Annotated in this window: 13 protein-coding genes and 2 rRNA genes; 8 read left to right on the top strand and 7 right to left on the bottom strand. The window is 64.8% G+C overall.

Annotated elements, in window-relative coordinates; all coding sequences use genetic code 11:
* Positions 1–19: 19 nt before the first annotated feature.
* Positions 20–1,102, top strand: a complete 1,083-nt coding sequence (locus tag ACU5E9_RS17320) for an NAD-dependent epimerase/dehydratase family protein (RefSeq protein ID WP_456811134.1) — start codon at positions 20–22, stop codon at positions 1,100–1,102.
* On the opposite strand, the gene ACU5E9_RS17325 is transcribed toward ACU5E9_RS17320, so the two are convergent.
* Together ACU5E9_RS17325 and ACU5E9_RS17330 are read right to left on the bottom strand one after the other, a co-directional pair.
* On the bottom strand, positions 1,099–2,232 hold the full coding sequence (locus tag ACU5E9_RS17325; protein ID WP_456811135.1) for a sensor histidine kinase: 1,134 nt from the start codon (positions 2,230–2,232) through the stop codon (positions 1,099–1,101). The genes ACU5E9_RS17320 and ACU5E9_RS17325 overlap by 4 nt on opposite strands.
* Complete coding sequence (locus ACU5E9_RS17330) at positions 2,229–2,990, bottom strand: response regulator transcription factor (protein WP_456811136.1); 762 nt, start codon at positions 2,988–2,990, stop codon at positions 2,229–2,231. Before ACU5E9_RS17330 ends, ACU5E9_RS17325 begins: the two co-directional genes overlap by 4 nt.
* A gap of 125 nt (positions 2,991–3,115) precedes the next feature.
* Between ACU5E9_RS17330 and ACU5E9_RS17335 the strand changes: the two genes are divergently transcribed.
* Genes ACU5E9_RS17335 through ACU5E9_RS17345 form a run of 3 tightly spaced genes read left to right on the top strand, consistent with a single transcriptional unit; the run spans position 3,116 to position 5,084 of the window.
* Positions 3,116–3,757 carry a glycosyltransferase family 2 protein gene (locus ACU5E9_RS17335; RefSeq protein WP_456813567.1) on the top strand — a complete coding sequence of 214 codons (642 nt, stop codon included), beginning with the start codon at positions 3,116–3,118 and terminating at the stop codon, positions 3,755–3,757.
* Positions 3,754–4,395, top strand: coding sequence for a TIGR04282 family arsenosugar biosynthesis glycosyltransferase (locus tag ACU5E9_RS17340; protein ID WP_456811137.1), 642 nt, complete (start codon positions 3,754–3,756; stop codon positions 4,393–4,395). The genes ACU5E9_RS17335 and ACU5E9_RS17340 overlap by 4 nt, the downstream gene beginning before the upstream one ends.
* Entirely contained in the window at positions 4,392–5,084 is a 693-nt protein-coding gene (locus ACU5E9_RS17345; protein ID WP_456811138.1) for a class I SAM-dependent methyltransferase, read from the top strand. Before ACU5E9_RS17340 ends, ACU5E9_RS17345 begins: the two co-directional genes overlap by 4 nt.
* Here the strand turns inward: ACU5E9_RS17345 and ACU5E9_RS17350 are convergent.
* Positions 5,033–5,524, bottom strand: coding sequence for a hypothetical protein (locus ACU5E9_RS17350; protein WP_456811139.1), 492 nt, complete (start codon positions 5,522–5,524; stop codon positions 5,033–5,035). The two genes, ACU5E9_RS17345 and ACU5E9_RS17350, sit on opposite strands and share 52 nt — an antisense overlap.
* Positions 5,521–6,771 carry a molybdopterin-dependent oxidoreductase gene (locus ACU5E9_RS17355; RefSeq protein ID WP_456811140.1) on the bottom strand — a complete coding sequence of 417 codons (1,251 nt, stop codon included), beginning with the start codon at positions 6,769–6,771 and terminating at the stop codon, positions 5,521–5,523. Before ACU5E9_RS17355 ends, ACU5E9_RS17350 begins: the two co-directional genes overlap by 4 nt.
* 110 nt (positions 6,772–6,881) lie before the next feature.
* Between ACU5E9_RS17355 and ACU5E9_RS17360 the strand changes: the two genes are divergently transcribed.
* Entirely contained in the window at positions 6,882–8,285 is a 1,404-nt protein-coding gene (locus ACU5E9_RS17360; RefSeq protein ID WP_456811141.1) for a glycosyltransferase 87 family protein, read from the top strand.
* Here ACU5E9_RS17360 and ACU5E9_RS17365 read toward each other — a convergent pair.
* The 3 genes from ACU5E9_RS17365 to ACU5E9_RS17375 all read right to left on the bottom strand — a co-directional run bounded on the left by ACU5E9_RS17365 (position 8,273) and on the right by ACU5E9_RS17375 (position 11,247).
* Positions 8,273–9,856, bottom strand: a complete 1,584-nt coding sequence (locus ACU5E9_RS17365) for a glycosyltransferase family 39 protein (protein WP_456811142.1) — start codon at positions 9,854–9,856, stop codon at positions 8,273–8,275. The two genes, ACU5E9_RS17360 and ACU5E9_RS17365, sit on opposite strands and share 13 nt — an antisense overlap.
* A 291-nt stretch (positions 9,857–10,147) precedes the next feature.
* Positions 10,148–10,825, bottom strand: coding sequence for a hypothetical protein (locus tag ACU5E9_RS17370; RefSeq protein ID WP_456811143.1), 678 nt, complete (start codon positions 10,823–10,825; stop codon positions 10,148–10,150).
* A gap of 113 nt (positions 10,826–10,938) precedes the next feature.
* Positions 10,939–11,247, bottom strand: a complete 309-nt coding sequence (locus ACU5E9_RS17375; RefSeq protein WP_456811144.1) for a hypothetical protein — start codon at positions 11,245–11,247, stop codon at positions 10,939–10,941.
* A 182-nt stretch (positions 11,248–11,429) separates the two neighbouring features.
* On the opposite strand from ACU5E9_RS17375, the gene ACU5E9_RS17380 reads away from it, so the two are divergent.
* The 3 genes from ACU5E9_RS17380 (at position 11,430) to ACU5E9_RS17390 (ending at position 17,354) form a co-directional block, all read left to right on the top strand.
* On the top strand, positions 11,430–11,672 hold the full coding sequence (locus ACU5E9_RS17380; RefSeq protein WP_456811145.1) for a DUF3499 family protein: 243 nt from the start codon (positions 11,430–11,432) through the stop codon (positions 11,670–11,672).
* 577 nt (positions 11,673–12,249) lie between these two features.
* A 16S ribosomal RNA gene (locus tag ACU5E9_RS17385) occupies positions 12,250–13,770 on the top strand.
* Positions 13,771–14,226: 456 nt separating this feature from the next.
* Positions 14,227–17,354, top strand: a 23S ribosomal RNA gene (locus ACU5E9_RS17390).
* Together the 16S and 23S rRNA genes form the textbook arrangement of a ribosomal RNA operon.
* Positions 17,355–17,468: the final 114 nt, after the last annotated feature.

Genomic DNA, 17,468 nt, shown 5'->3' on the forward strand with positions numbered 1-17,468 from the left:
CGCACCGAAGGAGCCCGCCATGGCTGAGACCGAAGTCCCCGCGTCGCCCGGCCACCTGCTGGTCACCGGCGGTGCCGGTTTCATCGGCGGGGCGATCGTGTCCGCGGCGCTCGACCGGGGCTGGACGGTGCGGGTGCTCGACTCCCTCCGCCGCGACGTGCACGGTGGCCTGCCGACGCCGGACCCCCGGGTCGACTTCGTCGTCGGCGACGTGACCGATCCCGCCGTCGTCGCGCATTCCCTCCGCGGCATCGACGTCGTCTGCCACCAGGCGGCCAAGGTCGGCCTCGGCGTCGACTTCTCCGACGCCCCCGACTACGTGCACAGCAACGAAGTCGGCACCGCCGTGCTACTGGCGGGCATGCAGGCCGCCGGAATCGAACGATTGGTCCTGGCCTCGTCGATGGTCGTCTACGGCGAAGGCAGCTACCGCAGCCGCACCGGATTCGCCCGGCCGGGCCCGCGGCGCGTGTCCGACCTCGACGCCGGCCGGTTCGACCCCGTCGACGACGCGACCGGTGAGGCGCTCGATCCGGCGCTGGTGGGCGAAGACGACCCGCTCGACCCCCGCAACGTGTATGCGAGCAGCAAACTCGGCCAGGAGTACCTGGCCACGTCGTGGAGCCGCGGCAGCGCGGGCCGGGTGGCCGCCCTGCGCTACCACAACGTCTACGGGCCCGGGATGCCGCAGAACACGCCGTACGCGGGGGTCGCGTCCCTGTTCCGGTCGGCCCTGCAGCGCGGTGAGGCCCCGCAGGTGTTCGAGGACGGCCGACAGCGCCGCGACTTCGTGCACGTGCGCGACATCGCGTCAGCGAACCTGGCCGCGATCGAATGGACCGCCGTGCCGGGCGGCGGCTTCCGGGCCTTCAACGTCGGCAGCGGCACCGTGCACACGATCGGCGACATGGCCGACGCGCTCAGCCGGGCCGCGGGCGGCCCCGCCCCCGTCGTCACCGGCCAGTACCGGCTCGGCGATGTCCGGCACATCACCGCGTCATCCGAGCGGCTGCGCACCGAACTGCACTGGCGGCCGTCGATCACCTTCGAGGCCGGCATGCTGGAATTCGCCTCTGCCCCCTTGCGGAGCGCGGTGCGCTAGGAGGCCGGCAGCAGCAGGTCGAACCGGCAGCCGCCGGCGACGTTCTGCACGGTGACCTCGCCGCCGTGCGCGGCGATGATTCCCTCCACGATCGCCAGGCCGAGGCCGGCGCGGCCCTTGTCCGCCGGTTCGACGGCGGGGGTGCGCGGTTCGCTGCCGCGCCATCCGGCTTCGAACACCCGGCCGAGGTCGTCCGGGTCGATGCCGCCGGCGCTGTCCTGCACCGAGATGACCGCCCGGCCGTCCGGGTGCCCGGTCACGGCGACGACGATGGCGCTGCCCGGCGACGACTGCTGCATCGCGTTCATCACCAGGTTGCCGACGGCGCGGGACAACTCACCCGGATCCGCCCGGATCGTCAGGCCCATCGCGCCTTCGAAGCGCAGGTCGAGCGCCTTCTCCCGCGCCACCGGCCCAAGGTCGGCGACGGTGTCGCTGATCAGGTCGTAGAGGGCGACCTCCGCCAAGCGCAGCCGCAGGGTCCCGGAGTGGATGCGGGACAGTTCGAAGAGGTCGTCGACCATCGCCGTCAACCGGTCCACCTGGCCGCGGATCTGGCGGTGGTACCGCGCGGGGTCTTCGACCATGTCGTCTTCGAGGGCCTCGGCCATGGCCCGGATGCCGGCCAGCGGGGTGCGGAGGTCGTGCGAAATCCAGGCGACCAGGTCCCGCCGGGAGGCGTCGATCCGGCCCTCACGGTCGCGCAGCTCCTGCAGTCGTTCCCCGGCGGCGGCGAGCTGGCCGGCGAGGGCGGCGAACTCGGTGTTGCTGTGCCGTTCGGCCGCTGCCACCGGTTCGCCGCGGCCGAGGCTCACCGCGGCGAGGGTGAGGTGCCGGCTGTCCTTCACCAGGGCGCGGCCGAGCAGGCCCGCCATGAGCAGGGACACGGCGCCCGCGACCCCGGCCACGAAGTAAAACACCGTCAGGTCGTGATCGGACACGTACATCAGCGACGCGGCGGCGGCCATCCCGCTCACCACCGAGACGATCGTGGCGAGGGCGACGACCAGCAGCTGCAGCACCAGCGAATACCGGGCGAGCAGCCGCAGCGTGATCAGACCCACGGCGCCGACGATGATGGCGCTGGCCAGGGCGATCACGACGACGCTGACCAGCCCGGAGACGTTCACCGGCCCTCCCCGGCGTCGTGCTGCTGACCCCTGGAGGCGACGAGGGGCTCGGGGTCGAATCGGTAGCCCACTCCCCAGACGGTGTTCAACAGGCGCGGCCGGGTCGGGTCCGCCTCGATCTTCTCGCGCAGCCGCCGCACGTGCACGGTCACCGTCGACAGGTCGCCGAAGTCCCAGCCCCACACCGACTTGAGCAGCTCCTCCCGACTCAGGGCCAGGTGCGGCCGCCCGATCAGGTACGCCAGCAGGTCGAACTCCCTGGCCGTGAGCACGAGCGGGACACCGTCCATCCGCACCTCGTGGGCGGCGAGGTCCAGCGAGAACGGACCGACCTCGGTGGGGCCGCCGGATGCCGGCTCCGGCGCGTTCCGGCGCAGCACCGACTGCACCCGCAGCACGAGTTCCCGCGGGGAGAACGGTTTGGCGAGGTAGTCGTCGGCGCCGGCTTCGAGGCCGTCGATCCGGTCGTCCTCGTCGTTCAGCGCGGTGAGCATGATCACCGACACCGCCCGGGTCGATTTCAGCCGGCCGCACACCTCGATGCCATCCAGCCCCGGCAGCATCCGGTCGAGCACGACCAGGTCCGGCCGCATCATTTCGGCTCGGGCCAGCCCGGTGAGCCCGTCGGGCGCCTGTTCCACGCTGAAACCCGCAGCGATCAGGTAGCGGCAGACGATCTCGGCGACCGTGGGGTCGTCGTCGATGACCAGGATGCGGCGGGGTGCGTCGGGAGGCCCGGCGATGGGGGGTGAATGCACCCTTGAAGGCTATTCGTTCCGGCCGCCGTCGGCATCCTTCCGCAGTCCGTAACGTTTCGCGGGCCGGATGCGGTCGGCCCGCGCCCTAGGGTCGAGAGGTGAGTGAGTTCCAGGTTGATGTCGTTATGCCGTGCTTGAACGAGGCCGGAGCCCTGCCGTGGCTGCTGGGCCGGCTACCCGCGGGGTACCGCGCGATCGTCGTCGACAACGGCTCGACCGACGGGTCGGCCGAGGTCGCCCTGGCCGCCGGCGCCACGGTGGTGCACGAGGCCCGCCGCGGTTTCGGCGCGGCCGCCCACGCCGGATTGCTGCACGCGAGCGCGCCGATCGTGGCCTTCTGCGATGCCGACGCGTCGATGGACCCCCGGGACCTTTCGTTGGTGGTGGATCCCGTGGCCGCCGGCGACGCCGATCTGGTGCTCGGCCGGCGCCGGCCGACGACCGCCGGATCGTGGCCGTTGCACGCCCGGATAGCAAATACCACTCTTTCTTGGCGACTGCGCCGAATAACAGGTGTGAACATCTACGACTTGGGCCCGATGCGGGCCGCCCGGCGAGAAGACCTCCTGTCCCTCGACCTCCAGGACCGACGCAGCGGCTACCCGTTGGAGGTCTTCCTCAAGGCCGCAGCCCAAGGCTGGCGCATCCGTGAGGTCGACACCCCGTACGCGCCGCGCGTGGGCCGCAGCAAGGTGACCGGCACGGTGCGTGGCACCCTCACGGCGATCGGCGACATGTCACGGCTCCTCAAGGAGGCCCGGCGATGACGACTCTGATCGTCATCGCCAAGGAGTGCCTGCCCGGCAAGGTCAAGACCCGGCTGCACCCGCCGCTCAGCCTCGAGCAGGCCGCGCAGCTGGCCGCGGCGAGCCTCGACGACACGCTCGCCGCAGTGGCGACGCTGCCCGCCACCCGCCGGGTGCTCGCCTTCGACGGGCAGGTGGCCCCGGCCGCCGCGGCCGGCTACGACATCGTGCCGCAGGTGCACGGCGGACTCGACGAGCGCCTCGGCGCGATCTTCGACGGCTGCACCGAACCGGCCGTGCTGATCGGCATGGACACCCCGCAGGTCTCTGCAGCCGTGCTCGCCCCGATCTTCACCGCGTGGCCGGATGACGTGGACGCCTGGTTCGGTCCCGCTGCCGACGGCGGCTTCTGGGCGCTCGCGCTCCGCCACCCCGACGGCGACCTCATCCGTGGCGTGCCCATGTCGCGGGACGATACCGGGCAACGGCAACTCGAGAGGTTGCGGGCCGCGGGCCTCCGGGTGCGCCTGCTGCCGACCCTCACCGACGTCGACCACATCGAGGACGCCCACGAGGTGGCCGCCCTCGCCCCCGACGGCCGGTTCGCGGCCACCCTGGCCGGCTTCGGTGCGCCCCTGCTCAGCGGAGCAGGACGATGACGCTCCTGTCCGGCCGGCCGGACCTCGACGCCCCGCGCACGTTCGGCTCCGGCGGCACCGAACCGTACGCGGCGGCGCTGCAGACCGAGTCCACCGTGCTCTACCTCCGGCACAACACGGCGCAATCGCCGGCCTCCGCCCCGATGGACACCGGCCGGTGGAGCGCCGACGCCGACGCCACCGACATGGACCTGCTGACGAATGCGACCGGGCCGGTGCTCGACATCGGCTGCGGACCCGGCCGGATGATCCGCGCGGCAATGGACCTGGGCCTGTCGGCCGCGGGCGTGGACGTGTCACCGGCCGCCGTGCAGATCGCCACCGCGGCGGGCCTGGCGGTGTTCAACCGGTCCGTCTTCGCTCCGATGCCGCTGGAAGGCGGTTGGGGAACGGCGCTCCTGCTGGACGGCAATATCGGCATCGGCGGTGACCCCGGAGCGCTGCTGGCCCGGTGTGCCCAGCTGCTCTCCCTCGATGGGGCGCTGGTCGTCGAGGTCAGCCCGGATGCCCGTCGGGAGCACGCGTTCGAGGGAACCCTCGAAGACGCCAGCGGGCGTCGCAGCGACGTGTTCCCGTGGGCCGAGATCGGCATCGTGCCGCTCCGCGCCCGCGCCGCCGAGGCCGGCCTGCGGGTGGTTCAGGACTGGATCAGCGACGGACGCTGGTTCGCCCGCCTTGTGCGCAGGTAGATCCAGACGCAGACGATGAGCCCGACCACCGCGAGGGCGAGCCAGAACAGGCCCAGGTTCAGCGCATAATCCAGCGGCAGGATGGTCGGGTTCTTCGGGCCCAGGTTCTGCGCCACGATGGCCGGAACCACGATCAGCGTCATCAGCGAGCCGAGCACGATGACGGCCTGCACCGTCACGATGATGCTGCCGGCGACCCGGTGCCCCGCGCGGCGGGTGAGTACGCCGAGGCCGAACACCACCGGCGAGAGCACCGCATCGTGCAGCACAATGGCCAGTCCGATCCACAGCGCCACGCCCGGTAGCCGCCGCAGGGCAACGGTGTCCAGCAGCACGTAGGCGCCGAGGCCGAGGCCGAGCACGCCCACGGCGACCAGGAGGAGCCGCGCCACGCGCATCCGCCCTGACGGCACGGGCAGGTCGGTTTCTGTGGTCATCATGCGTCGATCGCCTCGATCCGGCTGAGCCATTTGGTTTGCAGGACGCCGGGCCGGCCGGGCGCGATCATCCGCGCCGGGAAGCCGTGCTCGAGGTCGAGGGTCTCGCCGTTCAGCTCGAGGGCCACGAGGGTGAGCGGATCTTGCACGTACTCGCGGCCCATCTCGGTCTGCTTGAAACCGCCGCGCTTCTCCAGGCTGATCAGCCTGAGGTCGGAGTCGGGGGAGCCGCCGGCCTCACCGATGAGGTCGCGCAGGCGCACGCCCCGCCAGGAGGCCATCTGACTCCAGCCCTCGACGCAGGAGATGGGCAGGTCGACGTCGGTCTGCGGCAGGGCGACCAGGTCGGCGTGGCTGAAGGAGCGTTCGGCGCTGCCGACCGCGAGCGTGAGCACCCAGTCCGCCGCCATGGCCGTTGTCGCCACGTCGGCCTGGGCCGAGGTGCGGTTCACAGGCACGCCCTGCTGGCCGACGCCTTTCTTGCGCGGCCCGAACACGTTGAGGGCATCCAGCGGTGCGAAGGTCTGGCCGGCGGTGAGCCCGACGACGGCCGCGACAGCCAACGCCACCGTGGTGAGGAACCCGCGGCGGCTCGTGCGCGCCGGAAGGGTCGGGGTGGCATCGATGTAGGCGAGCACGCGGCCGGTGAGCCCGCGGGTGCGGGGGAGTCCCTCGCCGTCGCTCTCACTGGTGTCGCCGGTGCGCTCGGCGGGGCCGGCGTCCCGGGTGGCCGGGGTGTCGGCCCGCCAATGTGCGGAGATCAGCGGCAACTTGACACCGATGTGCACCAGCAGCGAGCCGATGATCACGAAGGCGAGGGCGAAGTGCACCTGCTTGAACGGGAATGGGAACGGGTACCACTGATAGGTGTTCAGCAGGCCGATCGTGATCTCCACGAGCGAGGCGCCCACGAACAGCGCGATCGACGCCCGTTCGAGGAATCCGGCGAACGATGTGACCGGCGGGTACTGGAAGAGCTGCGGGAAGACCACGTAGAGCTTGGCCAGGAGCAGGGGGAAGCAGGCGATCCCGGCCACGATGTGGGTGCCCTGGGTGAGCTGGTACAGCCCGGCCGGCCGGGTGGGGAAAGTCATCCACGGCAGCGGCTGTTGCAGGAAGTGGCTGTACAGGCCGGTGCCGAAACAGAGCAGGAAGGCCAGGCCGAGCAGGCGGCCGATCACGGTGGCCATCCGCGGATTCCGCACCGGTGAGGCGAGTTGGGCCCTGGCCTCGTACATCAATCGGCGCATAGTCCATTTCACCATCAACCCGCCCCCGCCGGGGGCCGCAGACCTTACGGTCCGCTGACGCTGGACCACGCCGGTCAGCGCGCCCGGCTCCACTCGGGGAGGATGGCAGGGTGCGCACCATCGTCGTCTCGGTTCTCCTGGCCGCCAGCACCGCCCTGACCGCGGTCCTGGTGGTGGCGTTCGACCTGTTCCGCCCGCACCGTGACGCTGCTCCGTTGCTGCTGGGAACCCTGACGCTCTGGGTGCTCTTCGCCGTCGCCGTCATCCTGCTGCGGAAGGTCGAGGGCCGGGCCGTGGTGGTGCTCGTGCTGGCTGGATCCGTCGTCCTCGGCGGTGCCGCAATGGCCGGCCCACCGAACACGAGCACCGACTCGGCCCGGTACGCCTGGGACGGCATCGTGCAGAACGCCGGGATCTCGCCGTACGCGTTCGTGCCTGCGGACGAACGGCTCGACGGGTTGCGGCCGGACTGGTTGTTCCCGGCCCCGGTGGCCGGCGACGACGAGCAGGAATGCGTGGGGGAGCGCATCGAGACCGTGGATCGTGACGCCGAGCCGCCGCTGTGCTCAGCGCTGAACCGCACCACCGTTCCCACCATCTATCCGCCCGCCGCGGAGATCTACTTCGCAGCCGTCCGGGCCGTCGTCGGCGCCGACGCTGGCTATTGGCCGTTGCAGCTGACCGGGCTGGTCCTGTGCGTCGGCATCACCGGGATGCTGCTGGTCGGCCTCCGCCGCCGTGGCCTCGACCAGCGGCACGCGGCGCTCTGGGCATGGTGCCCCCTGGTCGCCACGGAGGGAATCACCAACTCGCACGTCGACCTGCTCGGGGTGGCTTTCGTTCTCGCCGCCGCGTTCTGGGTGAGCAGCGCGAAATACGTTCGCGGGGGGATCCTGCTCGGCGTGGCCATCGGGGTCAAGCTCATCCCGGCGATCGCCGCGCCAGCCATGCTGAAACGGCAGGGTTGGAAGGTGCTCACCGCCGCGGTCCTGACCTTCGCGGTGCTGTACGTGCCGTACGTGCTCAGCACGGGCATCGGGGTACTCGGCTACCTGCCCGGTTACCTCACCGAGGAGGGCTACGAGGACGGGTCCCGGTTCGCCCTGGTGTCGCTGATCGCGCCGGGAGGCTCCGCCATCGTCGTCGCCGCGATCCTGCTGGCAGGCCTTGCGGCGGTCACGATCTGGAAGACCGACCCGGATGCGCCGTGGCTCGGCCAGCTCGTGATGATCGGCGGCACCCTGCTGGTGCTCAGCCCCCGCTACCCCTGGTACGCACTGCTGCTGGTGCCGTTCATCGCGCTCAGCGGCCGGTGGGAGTGGCTGGCGATCCCGCTCGCCCTGACCGTGCGCCTGCTGGTTCCCTCCCTCACGGTCACCCGGGTCTCCCTGGCGATCGCGCTGGTGATCATCGTGTGGATGGCTGTGCGCCGCGCCGGCCCGGGCGCGCTGGGGCGGTGGCGCCGCAGCCTCAGCCGGGCCGGGTCTGGTCCCGGAATCGGTCAGCGCTCGTAGCGCAGCACGTTCACCCCGGTGAGGCCCCATTCCTGCACACGGGTGTAGCCGAGGTCGCCGAGCTTCTCGGTCACGCTGGGCCGCCAGTCCTGTTTGTCGCTCGTGACCAGCCACACCGCGTCAACCCCGTCGAACCGGTCGGTGACCTCGGTGAGCGGGTACCGGGTTTCCCACAGGTCACCGGTCTGGGCGGCGGGGGTCTTCAGCTTCACATCGATCAGCCCGTCGAACGCATCCGGGTAGGAGTACGCGATCACGCGGGTGGTCGCCGACGGATGCTGGCGCACCGGCCCGTAGATGATGGCGGCGGTCTCGCCGGGGCGGGCGGCGCGTTCCTGGGCGATCAGATCGGCGACCTCGCTCCACGACGAGTGCTGCTTGGCTTCCGGCTGCCGTTGGGCCACGTACTGCGGGACAGCCAGAGCGACGAGCGCGACGAGCGCCACGATGATCAGCCACCGGCGGCGGAGGGCGTTCAGCCCGACTCCGATCAGAATCGCCACGGCAGGGGCGCAGAACGTGAGGTAGCGCGGTGAATACAGGGGCGTCACCAGCGCGGATACGCCGATGACCCCGAGTGTGGGTACGACCAGCCAGGGCAGTGCGATGGCCAGCAACGACGGGTTGCGCTCGCCGGTCGCCGGCACGGGGGAGCGGGTGCGGCCGGGCCGGTTGGTGAGGATGAGGGTGACCACGCCCACAACCAGCAGCGCCCAGGCCACGATCGCGAACAGCGGGTTGAGGTAGAACCACTGGGTGACGAACACGCCCCGCCAGCTGCCCCAGCTGATGGGGGCGATCCAGCTCACCTGGCCGGACTGCCGCACGACGCTCAGCGCGAACGGCATCAGCAGCACGGCGGCCGACCCGCCGGCCAGGGCCCAGCCGAGCAACGACGATCGCACCGCCCGGCCGCTGCGCCGACGTGCCCACAGCGTCCACAGTGCGGTCACGCCGTGGGCGGCGACCAGGAACGCGAGGTAGATGAACGTGATGGTGGCGATGACGGCAGTGACACCGTAGAGGCTCCACCAGAGCAACCGGATGCGCCGGGACGACGGGCCGCGCCGCCAGGCGGCGAGGAAGACCAGGGTCAGGGTGAGCGCGAGGACTGCGGTCAACGCGTAGGACCGGCCCTCTGCGCCCATCCAGGTGACCCGGGGCAGCAGGCAGAAGACAATGCCTGCCAGAACCGCGGCGCGGCGGGATGCCCGGGAGCGCACCAGCAGCACCGTCAGGGCGGCCGCGACTCCCACGCAGATCGCGCTGGGCAGTCGCAGGGTGAACGGCGAATACCCGACGACGTCCAGCCACAGGTGCATCCCGGCGTAGTACAGGCCGTGCACCGCGTCGATGGTCTGCAGCATCCGGCCGAGTTCCGTCCAGCTGCGCATGGTGGCGGAGACCGTGGCGGCCTCGTCGAACCAGAGCGACGGCTGCCACGACCAGGCCAGCGCCGCGAGGGTGCCGAACACCCCGACCAGCAGCGCATCCCGATAGCCGCGCCGAACGGGGATGCGGGCTGAGCGGGCGGTTGCAGGGCGAACGGGTGCGGTGGTGGGGGTGGTCATGGTGATCGGTCTCCCATTCATACCCAGTCAAGTCGGCCGGTGGCCACCGCGACCCCTCTTCTCAAGGGTAGGCGACCTTTCCGGGGAATCTACCCGGAGCCGGTCGCCCCGGCGACCGCCGCCCGCGGTCTCTCGTCGGTCGAGCGTGTCGAGACCTCGTGGGCTCGCTGCGTGTGGCGCCCACTCGTCGGTCGAGCTTGTCGAGACCTTGTGGCGTGCGTGCGTATCGTGCCCGGGACACGAAAAACGGCCGAGGTGTACTCGGCCGTTTCTCGATATGTGCTGTGGGTGTTACTTGGTGTTGACGGTGATGGTGGCGATGCCGACGAGGAGCTGGTCGGCGATGGCGTCGGTCTTGAAGGTGGTGTTGAGCAGGCCGGCGGCGTCGGCGGAGATGTGCACGGTGGTGCCGGTGAGGATGGCGTTGTCGCCGTCCATCTGGAGGGGCTTGAGGGTTCCGCCGTAGAGGTCGAAGAGCTTGACCTGGGTGGCGGCGGATTCGCCGTTGGCGGTGACGTCGCCGAAGAGTTCGGAGGTGCCGGGGTCGATGGTGAAGTTGGTCAGTTCGACGACGGTGTCGCCGGCGGTGAGGGAGAAGCCGGAGCCTTCGTGCTCGATGTTGCCCTGGACGTAGGGGCGGTAGTCCTCGGCCGGGTCGTAGTAGTCCACGTTGCCGCCGGTGATCGGGAAGTGCAGGCTGCCTTCTTCGAGGGTGGCGGTGCCGACGGTGCCGGGGGTCAGGCCCAGGCTGGTGAGGGCGGCGGCGAAGTCGGCGTCGAGGAGGACGGCGGTGTCGACGCCGGTGAGGCTGGGGATGGAGGCGACCGGGGTGGGGGTGGCCTCGGCGGAGCTGGAGGAGCTGGACGACGACGTCGAGGTCTCGGCTGCGGGGGTGGAGCAGGCGGCGAGGCCGGTGATGAGCAGGCCGGCGGTGGTGAGTCCGAGTGCGGTCTTGGTGAAGCTGCGCATGATGTTGTCCTTTGCTGTGGGGGAGTCCTGCGGGGTGTTGCTTGGTATGCAGGTGGTTCGGCCCCAGGCCAGAAAAGGTTTGGTCGGATCGTAAAGTCGCGTGCCGGGCGAGCCTAGAAGTGGCGGAAGCGGTCCGGTGCCAGGTCCCAGGGGTCCTTGCCCAGCAACTCCGCGACGGCCCTGAAGACACAACTCTCGATCACCATGCGCTGGTGGAACTCGTCGTTGCGGTGCAACCGGCTCAGTCGCTGGATCGGCAACCGGTAGAAAGTGATCCGGCGTTCCCGTCCATCCACGGAGAAACGCTCCACCCCGACGCCGGGAATCACCGAAACCGGCCCAGGGGCCACCTCGAAGACGACGTCGGACAGTTCCGTAGGCCACACCATCCGCAGGTAGTCCACAGTGGAGGCGATCGTCATGTCGAAAGTGTCAATGCGGGTGCGCAGCGGCGGCAGGAACGGACCAGTGGCCGAGCTCCGCACGCCTCGACCGTGCCGGTCCCGTCCGCGGCCCCGCAGCGTCGGAGTCTGCACTGTTGTGCGGCGTGAACGAGACATGCCCCCAGTCTACTTCTGCGGCTTCGGAGGTATCCTGAATCACCATGTCTGCCAGAGCCTGTTCACGAATCTCCTGCAACGACGAAGCCGTTGCCACCTTGACCTTCTCCTATGTGGACTCGATGGCAGTCCTCGGTCCGCTTGCCGGCACCCATGAACCGCACACCTATGACCTGTGCGACCGGCACGCTCGTCTCACCTCCCCTCCGCAGGGATGGCAGCTGATTCGGCACCGGATCGTGTCGATCGAGGATGCCGGCCAGGACGCGCCGAACGGCTCCCGTTAGGGCCGACACGCCCGGGTTGCGGGGGCAATTTGCGACCCCCTCAGAATCCCCGTAATGTCATCTCTCGTCACCCCACAGGTTCGGAAAAGCCGCAGAGCTTCCGGCCTCAAGCGGGACCAACTCCCAGTCAAAACAACCCACGTCGTTCTCGATGTGGCTCTTCGTTTTGGCCAGGATTCAGCTCTTCTTTCAGATCCTCTCGGGTCGACCGAACGGAGCGTTTTCAGGCACCAGTTTGCCGAAAACACGCCGCTCACTCGATTTGACACGGAATGGAACGAAGGCTAAGGTAGTCAAGTTGCCCCGGAGCGAAAGCCAGTCAAAATGGCCTGAAGTCGGGTGCGTCCGATCCTTGAGAACTCAACAGCGTGCACAATGTCAAATGCCAAAAACCTCGTGGTTTGGATCCGTTTCTAGCGGTGAAGAGCTAAGAGATTCCTTTGGAAAACATTTAAACAACAAAGCAAGTCAGTAATGATTTGTTCTGTCAGTTTCAAACTTGCAGATTGTTCGCCTATTCCGGCGGCTGTCTGCACTAGATGTGCCCACTGAGCTTGCTCGGTGAGGCTATTAAACATTTACGGAGAGTTTGATCCTGGCTCAGGACGAACGCTGGCGGCGTGCTTAACACATGCAAGTCGAACGGTGAAGAGGAGCTTGCTCCTTGGATCAGTGGCGAACGGGTGAGTAACACGTGAGTAACCTGCCCCAGACTCTGGGATAAGCACTGGAAACGGTGTCTAATACCGGATATGAGCTTCAGCCGCATGGCTAGGAGTTGGAAAGAATTTCGGTCTGGGATGGACTCGCGGCCTATCAGCTAGTTGGTGAGGTAATGGCTCACCAAGGCGACGACGGGTAGCCGGCCTGAGAGGGTGACCGGCCACACTGGGACTGAGACACGGCCCAGACTCCTACGGGAGGCAGCAGTGGGGAATATTGCACAATGGGCGCAAGCCTGATGCAGCAACGCCGCGTGAGGGACGACGGCCTTCGGGTTGTAAACCTCTTTTAGTAGGGAAGAAGCGAAAGTGACGGTACCTGCAGAAAAAGCACCGGCTAACTACGTGCCAGCAGCCGCGGTAATACGTAGGGTGCAAGCGTTGTCCGGAATTATTGGGCGTAAAGAGCTCGTAGGCGGTTTGTCGCGTCTGCTGTGAAAACCCGAGGCTCAACCTCGGGCCTGCAGTGGGTACGGGCAGACTAGAGTGCGGTAGGGGAGATTGGAATTCCTGGTGTAGCGGTGGAATGCGCAGATATCAGGAGGAACACCAATGGCGAAGGCAGATCTCTGGGCCGTAACTGACGCTGAGGAGCGAAAGCATGGGGAGCGAACAGGATTAGATACCCTGGTAGTCCATGCCGTAAACGTTGGGAACTAGATGTGGGGACCATTCCACGGTCTCCGTGTCGCAGCTAACGCATTAAGTTCCCCGCCTGGGGAGTACGGCCGCAAGGCTAAAACTCAAAGGAATTGACGGGGGCCCGCACAAGCGGCGGAGCATGCGGATTAATTCGATGCAACGCGAAGAACCTTACCAAGGCTTGACATATAGAGGAAACGGCTGGAAACAGTCGCCCCGCAAGGTCTCTATACAGGTGGTGCATGGTTGTCGTCAGCTCGTGTCGTGAGATGTTGGGTTAAGTCCCGCAACGAGCGCAACCCTCGTCCTATGTTGCCAGCACGTAATGGTGGGAACTCATGGGATACTGCCGGGGTCAACTCGGAGGAAGGTGGGGATGACGTCAAATCATCATGCCCCTTATGTCTTGGGCTTCACGCATGCTACAATGGCCGGTACAAAGGGCTGCAATACCGCAAGGTGGAGCGAATCCCAAAAAGCCGGTCTCAGTTCGGATTGAGGTCTGCAACTCGACCTCATGAAGTCGGAGTCGCTAGTAATCGCAGATCAGCAACGCTGCGGTGAATACGTTCCCGGGCCTTGTACACACCGCCCGTCAAGTCATGAAAGTCGGTAACACCCGAAGCCAGTGGCCAAACCCGCAAGGGATGGAGCTGTCGAAGGTGGGATCGGTGATTAGGACTAAGTCGTAACAAGGTAGCCGTACCGGAAGGTGCGGCTGGATCACCTCCTTTCTAAGGAGCACAGCACCTCTCCTCTGTATACAGGGAGATTCAAGGTGCCAAGTCATACGAAGACGAATGTTCTTCGATGGCGCTCATGGGTGGAACATTGACATTGATGCGCAGAGTAATGGTGTGAACCAAGTACGCTCCCTCGGGGGTTGGAAAAGTTTGCGCCGGCATGAAACGCATATGCACGCTGTTGGGTCCTGAGGGACCGGAACGATCAGGGCAACCTGGTTGGACTTTTCCTCTGGACCTTTTCTTGTCAGCAGTCGTACCTCTAGGGGTCGCTGGCTTGGAGGGGTACCGCCCGTACTTTGAGAACTACACAGTGGACGCGAGCATCTTAAATTTGAACCCTTCGGGGTCAAATTACAAAGATCAACACACTTACGAGTGTGTGATCATTGGTCAATTTCGGTCGCGAATTTATTCGCGGCACTTAATCGATTCAAACTCATGTGATTTCAAATTTTCAAGAGCAAACGGTGAATGCCTTGGCATGTAGAGCCGAAGAAGGACGTAGTAATCTGCGATAAGCCTCGGGGAGTTGATAAACGAACTGTGATCCGAGGATGTCCGAATGGGGAAACCCCGCCAGGCCCGCAAGGTGACCTGGTGACTCCCGCCTGAATATATAGGGCGGGTAGAGGGAACGTGGGGAAGTGAAACATCTCAGTACCCACAGGAAGAGAAAACAATAGTGATTCCGTTAGTAGTGGCGAGCGAACCCGGATGAGGCTAAACCGATCATGTGTGATAGCCGGCAGGCGTTGCATGGTCGGGGTTGCGGGACTTTTCTGCTGATTCTGCCGAACAGTGAGCGTTACAAAGTTGTATAGACGAACAGGATTGAAAGCCTGGTCATAGAGGGTGCGAACCCCGTAGTCGAAATGCAGCGATGGCGCGAAGAGTATCCCAAGTAGCACGGGGCCCGAGAAATCCCGTGTGAATCTGTCAGGACCACCTGATAAGCCTAAATACTCCTACATGACCGATAGTGAACAAGTACCGTGAGGGAAAGGTGAAAAGTACCCCGGGAGGGGAGTGAAATAGTACCTGAAACCGTTTGCTTACAAACCGTTGGAGCACCCTTTGTTGGTGTGACAGCGTGCCTTTTGAAGAATGAGCCTGCGAGTTAGTGATATGTGGCGAGCTTAACCCGAGAGGGGAATGCGTAGCGAAAGCGAGTCTGAATAGGGCGATTCAGTCGCATGTCCTAGACCCGAAGCGAAGTGATCTATCCATGGCCAGGTTGAAGCGACGGTAAGACGTCGTGGAGGACCGAACCCACTTCAGTTGAAAATGGAGGGGATGAGCTGTGGATAGGGGTGAAAGGCCAATCAAACTTCGTGATAGCTGGTTCTCTCCGAAATGCATTTAGGTGCAGCGTTGCGTGTTTCTTGCCGGAGGTAGAGCTACTGGATAGCCGATGGGCCCTAAAAGGTTACTGACGTTAGCCAAACTCCGAATGCCGGTAAGTGAGAGCGCAGCAGTGAGACGGTGGGGGATAAGCTTCATCGTCGAGAGGGAAACAACCCAGACCACCATCTAAGGTCCCAAAGCGCGTGCTAAGTGGGAAAGGATGTGGAGTTGCATAGACAACCAGGAGGTTGGCTTAGAAGCAGCCACCCTTGAAAGAGTGCGTAATAGCTCACTGGTCAAGTGATTCCGCGCCGACAATGTAACGGGGCTCAAGCACGCCACCGAAGTTGTGGCATTGATATTTTTGGTAAGCCGCACCCTTGTGGTGTTGGTTCAGCCGTGTTGATGGGTAGGAGAGCGTCGTGTGGCCAGCGAAGCGGCGGTGTAAACCAGCCGTGGAGGCTACACGAGTGAGAATGCAGGCATGAGTAGCGAAAGACGGGTGAGAAACCCGTCCTCCGAAAGATCAAGGTTTCCAGGGCCAGGCTAATCCGCCCTGGGTAAGTCGGGACCTAAGGCGAGGCCGACAGGCGTAGTCGATGGACAACGGGTTTATATTCCCGTACTGATGAAAAACCGTCCAAGCTAATCCAGTAATGCTAAGCATCTGAATCCTCTAGATGGATCCCTTCGGGGTGAAGCGTGAGGCCTAGCGTGCGACCCTATGCTGGTGCGGTTAGCGTATTAACAGGTGTGACGCAGGAAGGTAGCTGAGCCGGGCGATGGTTGTCCCGGTCTAAGGATGTAGGGCGAACGATAGGCAAATCCGTCGTTCATTAAGCCTGAGACCCGATGGGTAGTCCTCACGGACGAAATCAGTGATCCTATGCTGCCAAGAAAAGCATCGACGCGAGGTTTTAGTCACCCGTACCCCAAACCGACTCAGGTGATCAGGTAGAGAATACTAAGGAGATCGAGAGAATCGTGGTTAAGGAACTCGGCAAAATGCCCCCGTAACTTCGGGAGAAGGGGGGCCTGAGGCGTGAAGGGATTTACTCCTGGAGCGTTCGAAGGCCGCAGAGACCAGTGGGAAGCGACTGTTTACTAAAAACACAGGTCCGTGCCAAGTCGCAAGACGATGTATACGGACTGACGCCTGCCCGGTGCTGGAAGGTTAAGAGGAACGGTTAGCCGCAAGGCGAAGCTGAGAATTTAAGCCCCAGTAAACGGCGGTGGTAACTATAACCATCCTAAGGTAGCGAAATTCCTTGTCGGGTAAGTTCCGACCTGCACGAATGGCGTAACGACTTCCCAGCTGTCTCAACCGCGAACTCGGCGAAATTGCATTACGAGTAAAGATGCTCGTTACGCGCAGCAGGACGGAAAGACCCCGTGACCTTTACTACAGCTTGGTATTGGTGTTCGGTGTGGCTTGTGTAGGATAGGTGGGAGACTGTGAAGCTTGGACGCTAGTTCAGGTGGAGTCATCGTTGAAATACCACTCTGGTCATATTGGATACCTAACTTCGAACCGTGATCCGGTTCAGGGACAGTGCCTGGTGGGTAGTTTAACTGGGGCGGTTGCCTCCTAAAAAGTAACGGAGGCGCCCAAAGGTTCCCTCAACCTGGTTGGCAATCAGGTGTCGAGTGTAAGTGCACAAGGGAGCTTGACTGTAAGACTGACAAGTCGAGCAGGGACGAAAGTCGGGACTAGTGATCCGGCAGTGGCTTGTGGAAGCGCTGTCGCTCAACGGATAAAAGGTACCTCGGGGATAACAGGCTGATCTTGCCCAAGAGTCCATATCGACGGCATGGTTTGGCACCTCGATGTCGGCTCGTCGCATCCTGGGGCTGGAGTAGGTCCCAAGGGTTGGGCTGTTCGCCCATTAAAGCGGTACGCGAGCTGGGTTTAGAACGTCGTGAGACAGTTCGGTCCCTATCCGCTGCGCGCGCAGGAAATTTGAGAAGATCTATCCCTAGTACGAGAGGACCGGGATGGACGAACCTCTGGTGTGTCAGTTGTTCCGCCAGGAGCACCGCTGATTAGCTACGTTCGGAACGGATAACCGCTGAAAGCATCTAAGCGGGAAGCCGGCTTCGAGATGAGATTTCCATCCCTTAGGGGGAGAGGCTCGCAGCTAGACTACTGCGTTGATAGGCCGGATGTGGAAGAGAGGACTAAAGACTCTTGGAGCTGACCGGTACTAATAAGCCGATAATTTGATAACACTCAGTTTGAATAAGCTGCTATGCGTCCACTATGTGGTTCTCGATGTACGGTCGAGAACAAACACACTCCCACGGGAGTGTTCTATAACTAAAAATATAGATTCGATTCACCA

It is taken from the genome of Cryobacterium sp. AP23 (assembly GCF_054075385.1).

What these genes read in the sequence shown, in the direction of transcription:
- ACU5E9_RS17370 (WP_456811143.1), bottom strand. Translation starts at nt 10,825, where the DNA reads ATGCGCAGCTTCACCAAGACCGCACTCGGACTCACCACCGCCGGCCTG.
- ACU5E9_RS17375 (WP_456811144.1), bottom strand. Translation starts at nt 11,247, where the DNA reads ATGACGATCGCCTCCACTGTGGACTACCTGCGGATGGTGTGGCCTACG.
- ACU5E9_RS17365 (WP_456811142.1), bottom strand. Translation starts at nt 9,856, where the DNA reads ATGACCACCCCCACCACCGCACCCGTTCGCCCTGCAACCGCCCGCTCA.
- ACU5E9_RS17340 (WP_456811137.1), top strand. Translation starts at nt 3,754, where the DNA reads ATGACGACTCTGATCGTCATCGCCAAGGAGTGCCTGCCCGGCAAGGTC.
- ACU5E9_RS17320 (WP_456811134.1), top strand. Translation starts at nt 20, where the DNA reads ATGGCTGAGACCGAAGTCCCCGCGTCGCCCGGCCACCTGCTGGTCACC.
- ACU5E9_RS17345 (WP_456811138.1), top strand. Translation starts at nt 4,392, where the DNA reads ATGACGCTCCTGTCCGGCCGGCCGGACCTCGACGCCCCGCGCACGTTC.
- ACU5E9_RS17355 (WP_456811140.1), bottom strand. Translation starts at nt 6,771, where the DNA reads ATGCGCCGATTGATGTACGAGGCCAGGGCCCAACTCGCCTCACCGGTG.
- ACU5E9_RS17380 (WP_456811145.1), top strand. Translation starts at nt 11,430, where the DNA reads ATGTCTGCCAGAGCCTGTTCACGAATCTCCTGCAACGACGAAGCCGTT.
- ACU5E9_RS17335 (WP_456813567.1), top strand. Translation starts at nt 3,116, where the DNA reads ATGCCGTGCTTGAACGAGGCCGGAGCCCTGCCGTGGCTGCTGGGCCGG.
- ACU5E9_RS17350 (WP_456811139.1), bottom strand. Translation starts at nt 5,524, where the DNA reads ATGATGACCACAGAAACCGACCTGCCCGTGCCGTCAGGGCGGATGCGC.